17 protein-coding genes and 2 pseudogenes are annotated in these 14,074 nt (G+C 33.7%); 8 read left to right on the forward strand and 11 right to left on the reverse strand.

The features are described 5' to 3' along the window. Positions 1-239: 239 nt before the first annotated feature. From rpmB to I6U49_RS15300, 7 genes are all read left to right on the forward strand, one after another. On the forward strand, positions 240-479 hold the full coding sequence (gene rpmB, locus I6U49_RS15265; RefSeq protein WP_037320239.1) for a 50S ribosomal protein L28: 240 nt from the start codon (positions 240-242) through the stop codon (positions 477-479). 21 nt (positions 480-500) lie between these two features. After that, positions 501-683, forward strand: coding sequence for a 50S ribosomal protein L33 (gene rpmG / locus I6U49_RS15270; RefSeq protein WP_029034962.1), 183 nt, complete (start codon positions 501-503; stop codon positions 681-683). A gap of 6 nt (positions 684-689) precedes the next feature. Continuing rightward, the gene (locus tag I6U49_RS15275) at positions 690-842 is read left to right on the forward strand and encodes a DUF4295 domain-containing protein (RefSeq protein WP_193710961.1); all 153 of its coding nucleotides are present in this window, start codon (positions 690-692) and stop codon (positions 840-842) included. Positions 843-978: 136 nt separating this feature from the next. Continuing rightward, entirely contained in the window at positions 979-1,932 is a 954-nt protein-coding gene (gene ftsY, locus I6U49_RS15280; protein ID WP_193710960.1) for a signal recognition particle-docking protein FtsY, read from the forward strand. A 258-nt stretch (positions 1,933-2,190) separates the two neighbouring features. Beyond that, positions 2,191-2,469: a hypothetical protein gene (locus I6U49_RS15285; RefSeq protein ID WP_198629483.1), complete on the forward strand. Its 279-nt coding sequence runs from the start codon at positions 2,191-2,193 to the stop codon at positions 2,467-2,469. Positions 2,470-2,570: 101 nt separating this feature from the next. After that, entirely contained in the window at positions 2,571-2,852 is a 282-nt protein-coding gene (locus I6U49_RS15295) for a hypothetical protein (protein WP_193710958.1), read from the forward strand. A gap of 234 nt (positions 2,853-3,086) precedes the next feature. Further along, on the forward strand, positions 3,087-3,947 hold the full coding sequence (locus I6U49_RS15300; protein WP_198629485.1) for an aminotransferase class IV: 861 nt from the start codon (positions 3,087-3,089) through the stop codon (positions 3,945-3,947). Positions 3,948-4,089: 142 nt separating this feature from the next. On the opposite strand, the gene I6U49_RS15305 is transcribed toward I6U49_RS15300, so the two are convergent. The 11 genes and pseudogenes from I6U49_RS15305 to I6U49_RS15355 form a co-directional block, all read right to left on the reverse strand. Continuing rightward, entirely contained in the window at positions 4,090-4,458 is a 369-nt protein-coding gene (locus I6U49_RS15305) for a helix-turn-helix domain-containing protein (RefSeq protein ID WP_198629486.1), read from the reverse strand. Beyond that, positions 4,455-4,748 (reverse strand): annotated as a pseudogene (locus I6U49_RS15310) (type II toxin-antitoxin system HigB family toxin); the annotation flags it as partial. The gene I6U49_RS15305 and the pseudogene I6U49_RS15310, both read right to left, overlap by 4 nt. Positions 4,749-4,806: 58 nt before the next feature. Then, positions 4,807-5,304, reverse strand: coding sequence for a VOC family protein (locus tag I6U49_RS15315; protein ID WP_232804743.1), 498 nt, complete (start codon positions 5,302-5,304; stop codon positions 4,807-4,809). 79 nt (positions 5,305-5,383) lie between these two features. Beyond that, positions 5,384-6,199, reverse strand: a complete 816-nt coding sequence (locus I6U49_RS15320) for an AraC family transcriptional regulator (protein WP_198629487.1) — start codon at positions 6,197-6,199, stop codon at positions 5,384-5,386. 163 nt (positions 6,200-6,362) lie between these two features. Next, the gene (locus tag I6U49_RS15325) at positions 6,363-7,667 is read right to left on the reverse strand and encodes a Fic family protein (protein ID WP_198629488.1); all 1,305 of its coding nucleotides are present in this window, start codon (positions 7,665-7,667) and stop codon (positions 6,363-6,365) included. Between the two features lie 300 nt (positions 7,668-7,967). After that, positions 7,968-8,396 carry a DUF1801 domain-containing protein gene (locus I6U49_RS15330; protein WP_198629489.1) on the reverse strand — a complete coding sequence of 143 codons (429 nt, stop codon included), beginning with the start codon at positions 8,394-8,396 and terminating at the stop codon, positions 7,968-7,970. Beyond that, a complete protein-coding gene (locus tag I6U49_RS15335) occupies positions 8,389-8,862 on the reverse strand; it encodes a GyrI-like domain-containing protein (RefSeq protein WP_198629490.1) in 474 nt (157 codons plus the stop codon). Before I6U49_RS15335 ends, I6U49_RS15330 begins: the two co-directional genes overlap by 8 nt. Before the next feature lie 3 nt (positions 8,863-8,865). Next, positions 8,866-9,627, reverse strand: a complete 762-nt coding sequence (locus I6U49_RS15340) for a helix-turn-helix transcriptional regulator (RefSeq protein WP_198629491.1) — start codon at positions 9,625-9,627, stop codon at positions 8,866-8,868. Between the two features lie 188 nt (positions 9,628-9,815). After that, positions 9,816-10,160, reverse strand: a complete 345-nt coding sequence (locus I6U49_RS15345) for a hypothetical protein (RefSeq protein ID WP_193710951.1) — start codon at positions 10,158-10,160, stop codon at positions 9,816-9,818. Between the two features lie 514 nt (positions 10,161-10,674). After that, on the reverse strand, positions 10,675-11,109 hold the full coding sequence (locus tag I6U49_RS15350) for a type II toxin-antitoxin system death-on-curing family toxin (RefSeq protein WP_193710950.1): 435 nt from the start codon (positions 11,107-11,109) through the stop codon (positions 10,675-10,677). Position 11,110: 1 nt separating this feature from the next. Further along, positions 11,111-12,112, reverse strand: coding sequence for a DNA-binding protein (locus tag I6U49_RS15355; protein ID WP_198629492.1), 1,002 nt, complete (start codon positions 12,110-12,112; stop codon positions 11,111-11,113). Between the two features lie 817 nt (positions 12,113-12,929). On the opposite strand from I6U49_RS15355, the pseudogene I6U49_RS15360 reads away from it, so the two are divergent. Further along, positions 12,930-14,062 (forward strand): annotated as a pseudogene (locus I6U49_RS15360) (IS3 family transposase). Positions 14,063-14,074 lie beyond the last annotated feature (12 nt).

Consider the following 14,074-nt stretch of genomic DNA (forward strand, 5'->3'; position numbering starts at 1 on the left):
TTGAAATAATTGAAATTCAGTATTTTAAATGTTCGAGGTATTGATTCCTTTAAACTGGAAATCAATACCTAATCTAAGTTGGTTACAACCTAAAGTAAACACTGGCTTTTAGCTGAAGAAACCCAAAGAAAGAAGAAAAATTGTAAACCTGATATTTTTTTTCAAATTAATATTGTTTGTTAGGTGAAAAAATCGTTAATTTGCAGCCTGTTTTGAAATAACGAGAAAAGAATAGAGCAATGTCAAGAGTTTGTGAACTTACTGGTAAAAAAGCAATGGTTGGGAACAATGTTTCTCACGCTATGAATAAAACCAAGCGTAGATTTAATGCTAATTTAGTAAAGAAACGTTTTTTTATTCCTGAGGAAGATAAATGGGTCACTTTAAAAGTATCTACATCTGCACTTAAAGATATTAATAAAAAAGGTATCTCTGCTGTAATTAAAGAAGCGAGAGAAAAAGGATTTTTGAAAAAATAATCCTGATAAAAACACATTACAATGGCAAAGAAAGGAAACAGGGTACAGGTTATATTAGAATGTACAGAGCATAAAGCTACCGGGAAACCGGGAACTTCAAGGTACATTACTACCAAGAATAAAAAGAATACACCGGACAGGATGGAATTAAAGAAATTTAATCCAATCCTTAAGAAAATGACGGTTCATAAAGAGATAAAATAATAAGTTATGGCTAAGAAATCAGTAGCATCGATACAAACAGGGTCTAAGAGATTGACCAAAGCAATAAAAATGGTTAAATCTCCAAAGTCTGGTGCCTATACTTTTGTAGAACAAATTATGGCTCCGGAAGAAGTGAACGACTTTTTAAAGAAAAAGTAATTCGAGCAAACTACCTTGAAAACATTTATAAAGCCGTCTGGATAATCTCTGGACGGCTTTTTCTTTTTGTGTATATTTACCACTTGAAATTTCGGAAACAAACTTTCGGAATTTGTTGATTTTAAACCTTCCAAAAATGAGTTTATTTAAAAAGATATTTTCAAAAGATAAAAAAGAAAATCTGGATAAAGGTCTGGAAAAGACCAAAACCAGCTTTATGTCTAAAATGAGTAAGGCCGTTGCCGGAAAATCTAAAGTAGATGATGAGGTTTTAGACGATCTGGAAGACGTGCTGGTAAGTAGCGATGTTGGTGTTACCACTACCGTTAAAATTATTAATAGAATAGAAGATCGTGTGGCCAGGGATAAATACCTGGGCACCGACGAGTTAAATAGAATACTTCGCGAGGAAATTGCCGGTTTGCTATCAGAAACCGAAAATGGGGAGGCCGCCAATATTCAATTACCCGATGTAAAACCTTATGTTATTATGGTAGTTGGTGTAAATGGGGTGGGAAAAACAACCACCATCGGTAAGTTGGCGCATCAATTTAAAAGTGCCGGTAAAAAAGTGGTATTGGGTGCTGCCGATACCTTTAGGGCTGCCGCTATAGACCAGTTGCAAATTTGGGCAGATAGGACCGAGGTGCCTATCGTAAGACAAAAAATGGGAAGTGACCCCGCTTCTGTGGCTTTTGATACGGTGCAAAGTGCCGTAAAACAAGATGCCGATGTGGTACTTATAGATACCGCGGGGAGGTTGCACAATAAAGTGAATTTAATGAACGAGCTTACCAAAGTAAAGCGCGTAATGCAAAAGGTTGTTCCCGATGCTCCTCACGAGGTATTATTGGTCTTAGATGGTTCTACCGGACAAAACGCTTTTGAGCAGGCAAAACAATTTACAGCGGCTACAGAGGTGACCTCGCTTGCGGTTACTAAATTGGATGGTACAGCAAAAGGCGGTGTGGTAATAGGTATAAGCGATCAATTTCAAATTCCGGTAAAATATATTGGCGTTGGGGAAGGTATAGAAGACCTACAGGTTTTCAATAAATATGAATTTGTAGACTCTTTCTTTAAAAAATAAGAATCCTTGTGGCCAGACTCAAATAACTGATAAGTTTTGGTAGCTTAGAATTTTTGGAAAAGATGAAAAAACTTTTTCTCTGCTATATTTTCTGCTTTTATTTATTGCGGAAATGAGCAGGATGTTAGAAAGCCTTATGCTAACCTGAAACAAGCAAATGCCAATGAAGAGGAAAATTATGAGAATGAGAAGAAGTTTGAAATTTTAGTTAGCAGGAATATTTTTCAAAACGTTTTATGGGAACCTTTTACTAGTAATTTGACCCTTTTTTCTGTAGATGATTACAACCGGCTAAAAGCATTTATTTTAGATAAGGATATCACTCAAATCCAATCAGCTATCAAAAATGGGAAACTCACTTACAAAGGGCTTTCCCTATTTTATTTATACAGAATCGGGCAATGTGATGGGAAAAATAAATTGTCTTTAAATTCGGTTGTTTCTTTGAATCGTAATTTGCTGGAAGAAGCAAAAGAAAAGGATAAGAAGCTTAATAATTCTGAAAAAAATGGTCTTTTTGCGACATTCCGGTATTGATTAAAGATAATATCAATACAAAGAAAATGGCAACAACTGCCGGGGTTTTGGCTTTTGAAAAGGCTACCAAATACCGAAAATCTCCTAAAAAATACGAGTAAATGAAGCAAAGAAATTTAAAGGCACTTATAAGTAAAATCATTTTATTTTACAGTGTTTTTTATGGTGCGATGAAAATTATAGCTGTGTTATTTAATGATGCATGGCCCTTACCCAACCTTATAATGGCCATTCCTTTTGTGATTTTTGCCGTAGTAGGAGGGCTTATGTTAAAACGAGATAGCTATTCGTGGATATATGTAGCCGCCGGGGTAATAGTTATAAGTATTGTACGTTATTACGAAATACAATGGTTGCAGCAGTTGCATCAATATTTTAGTTAAATATGTCCGGTTTACTCATAAGATCAAAATCAAGAACAAATCGTCATGCTGAGTTATTTCAGACTTTATCCCGATTTTTTTCGGGAATCTAACATAATAGTACGATACACTCAATTTAGATCTCCGAATAAATTTAGGAGCAGGCTCTGAAACAAGCCCGTCTGCACTGTCGGGCAGGTTCAGGATGACGACCATTTTACATTATGATTTTTTACGGAGAACAAATTTATTACTATGAAACCTGAAAAACAGTATCCTAAAGAGGTTTATTTAAACGGAAAGTGGTTAAAGCCCGATGAAGCCTTTGTCCCGGTTTTTGACAGGGCATTTATGTTTGGTGATGGTGTTTATGAGGTGACCCCTTTCTATAAAGGAAAAGGTTTTAAACTAAAGGAGCATCTTAAGCGTTTACAATATTCTCTAGACCAAATACAAATAACTTTTAATGCTTTTAGTCTAGAAGAGTTAATGTTAGAAGCCATAGACCGGGCCGGCTTGAACAATGCCGATGCTGCGGTATATATCCAGGTAAGTAGGGGGGCGGGGCCCAGAAGTCATTTTGTTCCCGAAAAGATTGAAACCAGTATTTTATTGTATGCCTTTAAAGTAACTTTAGAAGGTTTTGAAAAAAAGACCTGGCATGTGATGGCAAGCGAAGATAAACGTTGGCATAGATGTGATATTAAGTCTACTGCCTTACTGGCGAATGTAATGGCAAATGAGGCGGCTATTTCAGCTGGATTTCATGAGAATTTACTGCTGCGTAACGGGTATTTTACCGAAGGTTCACATTCCAGCCTGTTTTTTGTAAAGTATGGTGTGGTGTATACGCATCCCGAAGGTCCTGAAATTTTATCGGGCATAACTCGCGCCGAAGTTATTAATATTTGCGCCAGTTTAAATATTAAAGTGATTGAAAAAGCTGTACATTTTGATGAATTGGTAGAAGTAGAAGAAGTTTTCGTTACCGGTACCACCACCCAAATTATTCCCGTAAGCTCTATTACCCGCCATAATAAAAAAGTTTATATAACCCGAAAAGACAGCCTTACCAAAAAACTACAGGAAGTTTTTATTAAGAGAACAAGGAGGTAGATTTTGTTTATATTTTTTGGTTGGCGGATGTTTTAGCTAGGTAGAAGCTTCTAAAACAGGATTGCCTTATTTTGATGAAAATTTTGCGGCAAAAATAAGATAATTTATCTGGAAGTTAGCTCAGTTCATTTTTGCCCTTTTTTTACTTCGATAGCTGATAATTATTCACAAGAACGGAAGCGGAAATATGTAAAACCCGTTCTAATTCTCTAATCATATCTACCGTCAATCTTTTCTTTTTATTGAGAATCTCTGAAACCCTGCTTTTTCCACCAATGATTCCTACTAAATCTTTTTGTTTAAGATTCATTTCTTCCATTCTTATTTTTATAGCTTCTATTGCATCTGGAGCTTCAATTGGGTAATGTTGGTTTTCGTAATTCTCGATTAAGAGTGATAAGATTTCCGCTTCATCTCCTTCTTTTGAAGATGAGTCGGCATCAAAAATCACTTCTAATCGTTGTAAAGCCTGTTCGTAATCTTTTTTTGTTTTTATAGGTTTTATTTTCATAGCCTTTTGTAGTAAATCGTGTACGCATTTATTTTGTCATACTCAGCGTGAGTTCCCACAAATCGTATAAACGCCCATTCTCTATCATAGTTGAATTTTACAATCAATCGATAGGAATTTCCTTTAACATTGAAAATTACTCTGTTATCCTTTAGAATGCTTGCATTTATGTACGTTTTCTTAATATCATTTGGTGATTTCCAGTTTGATGATTTTACTGTTTCATACCAGGTCTTTAAATATTGCTCGGAATCGGAATGTTTTTCCCAAAATTCACGTAAAGTTCTTTTGTGAAATTAAAGGCTAACGATTTTATGATACAAAGTTGTGTGTTCCCTCTATTCTTAGTTAGTTTGGAGAGTTAAGAGCCATCTTATTTCCTTCGGAATCAAGGAATATAGCAAAGTACCCACTTTCGTCTGCGTGAGCTGTTTTAGGTACCAGGATTTGTCCGCCATTTTTTTCTACTCTGTCAAGGACTACCTGGAGATTTTCTCCTGCGTTTAAATACATTGTAACTCCGCCTGCAGATGGCTCGTATCCGTCTGCCTGAATTATGATACCTGTTACCATTTGTTCTTCATAAGGTAATATTCCCATTTGCATTCCTTCAACATCCATTTTCTCTATTTTGATGTCTAACAATGTCTGGTAAAAATTAATTGCTCTTGAAATATCCGTTGCTGGAATTTCAAACATTGAAATGTAACTCTTCATATTTTTTGCTTTTAAATTTGTTAAAGTATCTTTTCCCATTGCTTGAGAATTTGTCTTGCCTGAATTGGTGTATAAAACAAAACAAATTGCAGAAACCAACGATGCTAAAATTATTCCTTTGGCTTCCATTGATGCGCTAATTTTAATTCAATTGTAAAGTTACAAGTAGGCAAAAAGTCAAAATAGTAGAAATGCGACACTACAAAATTTATTTGTAGAAAAGTGAAGATAGAGTCATGTTTTCATTGCCTAAAAACTGCTTTGGAGTTACTCCAACAAGTTCTTTAAAATCTTTTATGAAATGATTTTGGTCGAAATATTCATTTTCGTAAGCAATGTCTGTAAGTGTTTCTGATTTTTTGTTGAGCATCAAATTTAAAGTGGCTTGCAGTCGAATGGCTTTAGATAACTGTTTTGGGCTAATACCAATTTGTTTTTTGAAGTGCCTTTCAAGCTGTCTTCTTTTTGAAATGTCTTCTTTTAAAAGAACATTGATGGGAGTTGTTCCGTTCGTTTTGAGAAGAGTATCAACGGTTGATTTCACGATATTACTAATCGTATTTTTTTCATTTAGTTTTTTCAGAAGAAAGTTTTCAATAGTATCAATTCTTTCTTTAGTGTCAATAGCTTGAATTATTTGTTGCTCTAGTTCATAGGCTTCTGATTGCTCGAAAAGTTCTGAAATAGGTATTTCCTTGTCAACCAGGTTTTCAAGGGGTGTTTTTACGAAATTTGCAAATCCAATAGGATAGAAGCAGATTGCCAGAGAGTCAACATTGCCAACAGGTAGTATATTAAATGATTTTGTTCTTTGCCCCATTACCATAGCATTGGGATGAAGGATAAATTCTGTTTCCGAAGTGAACCTTTTAATCTTGTCGCCAAAATTGAAAGTCATTTCTATACATCCATCAGGCACGATTTTTTGTTTTTGATTTTTCGGGTCAAAAGGAACTTCCAATGTCCAATAAAATTTGACTATTGATTCTAAATCTTTATGAGGCTTATATGTCTGATAGTTCATTTAGAATGGGTGTTTCTTAGAGTGACGCACAAAGGCTGTGGTTACCGCCAGTGCAGAAACTAGTACGCGGAGTAGTCGGCTTTTTGTTTTGTGGTTTGGAGTTCTGATTTATTGATTTTCTTGAATACCGCATATTGGCCTTGTTAATCGCTGTTGTAAAACCTTATTCTTCTAGAATTTGTTTTAAATACTTTATGCCATTTAATTGATAAATTAAATTTTTTCCATCCTTATGCTTAATAAGGATTCCCTTTTTTTCTAATTGGGTCAAATCTCTACTTGCAGTTTGTCTTACTATATCATGTTTCTTAGAGTATTCGGGAATTGTAATTATTGAATTTGGTTTAGTGAAAAGATATCCAAGTAAATTTGATTGTCTTTTATTAAAACCTTTATCCATCATTTCATACATAACTTCTGAAGCTATGATTCTTTCCGCTCTCTTCTTATCTCTATATTTTACAAGGTTTTGAAAAGCAAGCCTGAGACTTTTCATTGAATATGTAATAAAATATGTAAGATCATTATCATCATTTTCTGTTTTTAGAAACGCTTTGTCATAGCTTGTTCTTGAGTCTAAAATTGCTCTAGATATTGATATATGTTTTAAAAGGGAATATCCTTTCTTTATTAAATACCAATAAAATAATGCTCTGGCAGTTCTACCATTTCCATCTCCAAAAGGATGGATATAACCTACTATAAAGTGTAATATAGAAGCTTTTATTATAGGGTGGATAAAATCTTCATCATTATTAATGAACTTGATTAGACTCTTTATTAGACCCTCTATTTCTTTGTAATGAGGTGCTGTAAATGCTATTTCTCTATCTACATGGTCCTTAACATATATTGGGTGATCTCTAAATTTTCCAGAATATTTACTCGCAGAAGTTTGAGTTGTCATTAACTCATGTATATCTAATATTAATTGGATAGACATTTCTTCCTCCAATCTATTTTCTATTTCTTGAATAGCTCGAAAGTTATTAATAATCATCTGTTCCGACTCATTACGAGGTCTTCTGCCGGTTTTGATCATATCTTTTGCTACATCAGTAGTTGTAGCTGCACCTTCTATTTGTGAGGAAGCAATAGCTTCTTCAAGTAAACTATTTTTGAAGTATTCCGCTTGATCTTGAGGAGTAATTGAGTTTTTATATAAACCTCCAATTAAGTTTAGGTCAAAATTGTGTAGATCTTCTTGAATAAACGACGTGATATTATAATAAAACTTATGGTTACCAAAGTCTACTCTCTTACTGGTTATAAGCCTATGAGCTTTAATCATTCTCCAAGCTTCTTCTGTACTATCAAAAGGAATATTTGGTCTATGCTTAATTTCTGACCAGTAGAAATATCTCTTGTCAGTTTCTTTGAAAAATGAGGTGAATTCTTCTTTTTCTAAAGTGTCAATATATGCTGAGAAATCAATTTTTCCGGTACTTGGTGGTGATTCTAATTTCATAATACATGTTACTACGTGTTAAAAATAGCAATAAATGTAACATAAAATAACATGTTATGGATAATTGTTATGTTATTACATGTTAATAATTACTATTAAAGTAACATATTGTAACATAAAAGTTAGAAGTCATTTTTCAAATGTTGCCTAACGCTTAGTATATGAAAAGTAGGCGATTACAAAGCACGCCACTTTCGATTAAGCAAAAAGTTTGATAGGAGCCGCAACCGTTCATTTTACTATGGCTTCGCCTATTTTTTATAAGATACATTGTTAGCCACTGGCTTTTCTTATTTAGTTTCAAATTCCCAAAGTAATCTGTTCTTTTACATTGTGATAAATCAAAGATGCTCTTATACATTCCTTTAATTCTAATTCAGGAATTTTTTCGTTTAATTTAAAGACGATTGCTCGTTTTCCTTCGAATTGAAATTTGTCGTCAAAGACTAACCTGAAAGTATTAACTAATCTACTCGTACATTGGAAATACATTGCATATTGGTCAGGTGTTTTTTCTTTCCAATCCATTCGCAAAGTGCTTCCGTTTTTGGTAACAAAACTGGGCTCTCCCCATTTCAAAGTTTCTTCCAAAACAGTTACACCTTCGGTTTCTTCTGCTGTTTCTATTACCAATTCCCGAAGATGTTGCAATTTATCCCGAACAAAGTCGGGATAATTCGCAAAAACATCATTTACTCTTGGGGCTGTCTTTAAGGTTAGTTTACCCATTCGTTTCTTGTATTATACCTACATAGAAATCTACTTCCGCATCAGAAGGATTTTGTGCTTTTTCCCCGAAAATTTCAAAATCGGCATCATAGGTTCTGTCCAATTCCATTTCAAATATTTTAGACCATTGGTTAACGACCAATCCTTGCATTAAGTCTCCTTTTGCAGTTGTCTTGGTGTATGTTCCTCCACTAAATGACTTACCGACCATCCCGCTGGGAATGTTGTCTAAATTTTCAACTTTGCAACCAAGTATTGCAGTATACGGTTTTGTATGGTCGCCTTCATAGTCCGTATAAAGTGAATAAATTTCATTGTCAATTTTGTTAGGGATTTTTGCTAAAACACTCTCGGACATAAACTTACCCCAAAGTTCAGCAATTTCTTTACTTGCCTGTCCGTTCTCGTTTGTCGTTCTAATCGAGATTCCGATAATGTTAAAAGGTTCAATTTTTACTGTTTGCATTTTTTAAACTTTATGATTTAATGCAAAAGTAGATTGACCTTGTGCCAAAGGTGTGTCAGGGGTGCCCTTATATTTTTCACTACATTTTTCAAGGTAATCTTGCAAAGTCATTTTATGTGGTTCAAAATGACCATCCAAGATTTCTATTTTTTGGATACAATCAAGACGAAACGCTCTAAAGTCATTTCTTAATTTACAGAAGGCGATAAGTATCCAATTGTCCTGTGTAGTGTAAAGTGCAAACGGTTCAATTTTTCTTTGACTTTGCTTGTTTTCCAATGACAGGTAAACAATTTTTATTGTTTGATAATTTGATATAGTCGATTGAAGTTGTATTAGATAATTGCTTGTTTTTTCATTCTCACGATTATTGCGTATCTGTATTCTGTTAGTCAGTAATTCTGATTTTTCTTTTTGGGCGTAGTTTAAGACTGACTTGATTTTTGTGACAGCACTTTCGTATTGTTCAGTTAAAGATTGGTCTTTATTTTTTCTGATTAGTTGTTCTGATGTTATTAAGGCGTTAGCCTCTTCTTGGGTAAACATAACTGGTGGAAGTTTATAACCTTCCATAATGGAATAGCCTTTTCCTTCTTCCGTCACGATTGGAATTCCTGATTTCTCAAGAGTTCGGATGTCCCGATAGACCGTTCTAACACTTACATTATGTTTTTCGGCAATATCCTTTGCGGTTACAATCCGTTTTGATTGTAACTGGGTTAGGATTGCTGTCAATCTCGCAAGTCTGGTTTTTTCTTTGTTCATCGTTTTTTCAGCTTGTGGCTAACGGTTTTTGTTATCGCAAGTTGGCGGAGTAAGGGACGCGTACTTGTTGGCTTAGTATTGGTTTGTTGGTCAAGTTAATTATTTTCTTTCTAACGGTGCCGCTTATTGGCGATGAACCGTTGTTATATACTGTGGCGACATTTACAATTTTAATCTGAACTCTTTTTTTAAAGCGTTTCGATTATGAACTTAAGAAGTTGATATAGTGCTATTCCTAAAATCCCTCCAATTATTATCGAGGGAAATAATTGTCTAAAGCTTAATTTTAATATCTTAGTATCTACAAGATCTCCATTTTTATAAACTTTAAGTTTTATTTCTTTCATATCAAATTGCTTGTAACTTGATATTATTGAAAAATCGTCTTCTTTTATTTTAAAGTTGTGATCTGTTCCAGAAAGAGAATATTTATTTGATTTTTCCTGTCCATTGACAATTATTTTTTCTCTTCCAAATATGGAATTGATAAATTTAATTTGGTTGGATTCAATTTTAAATATAGTGTTTATCATTATTTAATGAGGATTTTTCCACCCAACTATTTCAGCTTCAAGAGTGAATTCTAGAATACTAATACAATTATTAAAAATAGTTTAGTAACCAAAGAGGCCTGCTTTGAAATGCTCCCAATCTGAAAATATAGTACTGAATATTAAGAATGCAATTACGAATGTGATTAGAAAAATTAGGAGATGAGTGTTTTTTGATTTTAATATTCTAGCCATTTTCGTTTTAATTTAATGTCTTTGATTGTTTTCTAATTGTTTATATAAATTTATTTCAACTCTTATTTCTAAGTTATTAGTTGATTTTCTGGAAAAACGTTACATTTTAACCAAATTTTGAACCTTAAAAGGTTGATTTTCGTTTGGAGCCATTGTATACAACGTCTCCGGTTAACGCAAGTAGCGGATTAGGGGAGACGGATTTGTCGGCTTAACCTTTTCTTACTTGGTTTCTAAAATTACACTTTTTAATTCAAAAACCGTTATTTGCGATGAAGCGGTGTTATGAGCTGGCTTAAAACTATTCTCTAGTTTTAGCATTGATAATTTTAAGTTTTAACTCGTAGCTTAATTCTTGATCATAGATTATTGCTGTAATGATTTCTTTTAGCAGGTCTCTATCAATAATATTATCTGCTACGTCCACTGCAATATTTTCCATCATTTCCATGTATAAAGAAACGATGTGATCTAATCCATTTAATTCTAAGAAATAGGCGCTTAATACAATAGAAGAACGCTTATTACCATCGTTAAAAGCATGATTTTTATTGATTGAGTAGAACAAGTAAGAAACTTTGTCCTCTATTTCAGGATAATAATTGTCATCTTGTACAAATTCTAAAGTAGCTTGAAGTAGTCCTAAATCTTTTGCTCCATGTAAACCTCCAGAATGTTCTATTATATAATCGTGTTCTTTAACTGCATAATGAAAATCAAAATAAATGAATGCCATTTTATCTATTTTTCAGTCTTTTAAATACATCAATATTTTCCTCAATTCTTTCTTCAAGAGCTTTACTTTTCTCTCCTAAAAATCTTTCAAAATCGGATTGGGAAATAGTACTGATATAGTTTTTTAGATTTTCATGGAAAACTTTTCTAAATCCATAATCTCTACTGGCCATTTTAATTCTGGCATCTTCTATTAATGGTTTAAATAATGGATGAATCGAAAACTCATTTAGTAGTTCATCCATCTCATGTTTTTTTAATTTTCTTTCTAAAGATTCTGACCTTTTTTTCATTTCGTGTGCCAGACCATTCTCAAAAGAGGCAATCAATTTTAGAACTTCAGAATACATCGTATCCCTTGCATTATCCTTTTCACTTAAATTTAAGATTTTTTTATACTCGGTAGCATTCTCTTTGAAAATGCATTCATAGATTTTACTTGTGTAAACTGGATATTTGAAATTACCGAGATCTAAGTAGAGGTTGAGTGCGTTGGTAAATTCTTTTCTATAATGAGGTTCTTTTAAAATTGTGTTTAAAAAATCTTCATCTCTCTGATTTATATATTTTGTAGATCCTCCAGCCTTTTCATTTAAACTATCAATTACAATATCTAGAATTTTACTTCTTAAGGCTTTGGCAATTTCACTTTCAACTAATAACATTCCTAAATTTAAAAATGATCTGAAGTTGAAAACTCCCAAGTGAGCAGTATTACTTGATAAATTTAAAATATGTCCAAATTCCTTTTTGAACTCTTTTAAATTTTTTCCTTTTAATACTGTATAACCATTATGTTTAAGTTCATTCTCATTATTTTCAAGGTATCGTTCAATTGTGGCAACATCAATTTGATAAAATTCAGAAATTTGTTGTTTTGTATATTTATATTCCTCTTGAAAAAGCATTCCAGGTACTCCTAGATAGCTTCTAAGATTCTCAAGAACAGTTATATTATTTAATACGTTCTGTCTATCTATATTTGAAGAAGTTAAATCTTTCATTTTTCCAAATTTTGTTAATAACTTTTCGCTCACCAACCCGCACAGATGCGGGTTGGTTGTTGATAACTCCGGTTTTTTGTTGATAAACACAGTGCTTACCAAGTATTTCCGTGTAAAGTTAATATAGTTTTATGTGAAATTGATAGTTCGAAGCTTCTTTTTAAGCTTGCACACAACGTTTTTGTATATGAAAAGTAGCGTTGAAATTAGTGATTAATTTTCCGCCATAAAACAAGCCAAAACTTTTGCACTTTGATTTTATCTTTACTTTTCAAAAGGCAAATCAAAAGATTTGGCGACTTACCAAATATACCGAATTTTTCGATTTTGAAAAGACGTAGCTATTTTTTATATATGGTGTTGCCCACAGTTTTTACTCCGTCATCCATTTAATCAAATCTTTTTTATCTACGATTCTCCAAGAATGTGGATGTCTTTCTCCATTTGCGCGATAGCCTTTATTTTCTGTTTCTATAAGTTCGATATTTTTATTTTCGAATTCAAATTTTAATTTCCTTGATAGCTTTTTGAGATAAAAGGCATTTAAGTCTTCGTAGTCGTTTTTTCTGTTTTCTTTCCACCATTCTAAATCAGGTTCCGTATAAAATCTGACTTTAATATCTTTAAGATTTACTAGGTTATTTATATTTTGTGTTTCGAGAGTAAAAGGGGAGTACTTTTCATAATTGTCAATTCCGTTTTCAGGATTTCCAAACTCTTTGTCAAAATATTTTTTTATCCAATTAGCTTCTGTAAGCTTCCCTTAAAAACGAACTGTTTAAAAGTATAATATATTTTATAACTTTAAACAGTAATTATGAAGAAGAGTAGATATTCACCACAGCAAATCGCAAAGATTTTAAAGGAATTTGATAACGGAAAAACGGCCGCAGAGATCAGCCGTGAATATGGCATTAGTACAGCGGCATTTTACAAGTGGCGGGAACGCTATGGCGGTATGAACGGCAAAGAGCTGAAGCGCCTAAAAGATCTGGAAGAGGAAAATCGAAGACTGAAGCAGATGTATGCCAATCTATCCCTGGATCATCAAATGGCCAAAGAAATCATTGAAAAAAAGCTTTAAAGCCCTGCCGTAAAAGAGCCATAGCCAAAGAACTTGTTCATTACGGTATCAGCAGGGCATGCCGGGTTTTAAATATGAGCAAAAGCGTTTTTTATTACAAGCCAACCCCAAAGGACGATACTGCTATAGAGAAGGCCTTACGACAAAAAGCTAAAGAACATAGTGAGGAAGGCTTCTGGATGGCTTACGATCGATTAAGGAATGAAGGTAAGCCCTGGAACCACAAACGAGTGTACCGGGTTTATAAAAAGCTTGGCTTAAGTTTGAGAAGAAAGGTGAAAAAGCGTTTGCCTACCAGGGTTAAAGACCCCCTGGAGGCTCCTACGGCACCTAATCGTAGTTGGAGTATTGATTTTGTGACCGATGTTTTAGAAAACAAAAGGCGCTTCCGTGGCTTAACGGTAATCGATGATTACAACCGGGAAGCATTGCATATAGAAATTGATTTTTCACTGCCCAGCAAACGTGTCGTATGGGTACTAAACCATTTGATTAATCGCAGAGGGAAACCCAAAAAGATAAGAATGGATAATGGTCCTGAATTTATTGCTAAAATAGCTTCAGAGTGGAGCCAGATGCATGAAATCGACTTCCAGTACATCCAACCAGGGAAACCTACACAGAATGCTTTTATTGAACGATTCAATGGAACTTATCGAAGAGGCGTTCTCAATAAATACCTTTTTGAAGATCTCAATCAAGTAAGGGAACAAACTGAGACCTAGATGGAAGATTACAATAACGTAAGACCTCATAATGCACTGGGAAAAATGGCACCGGTAGCATTCGCTAAAATTCATTCTCCTGGCGGTACCGCCAGGAGAATGAAAAATAATATTTTTGGACAATCAAGCAGTTCTAATTAGGGGAAGCTTACA

This window comes from Salegentibacter maritimus (assembly GCF_016236915.1).
Classification (GTDB): domain Bacteria; phylum Bacteroidota; class Bacteroidia; order Flavobacteriales; family Flavobacteriaceae; genus Salegentibacter; species Salegentibacter maritimus.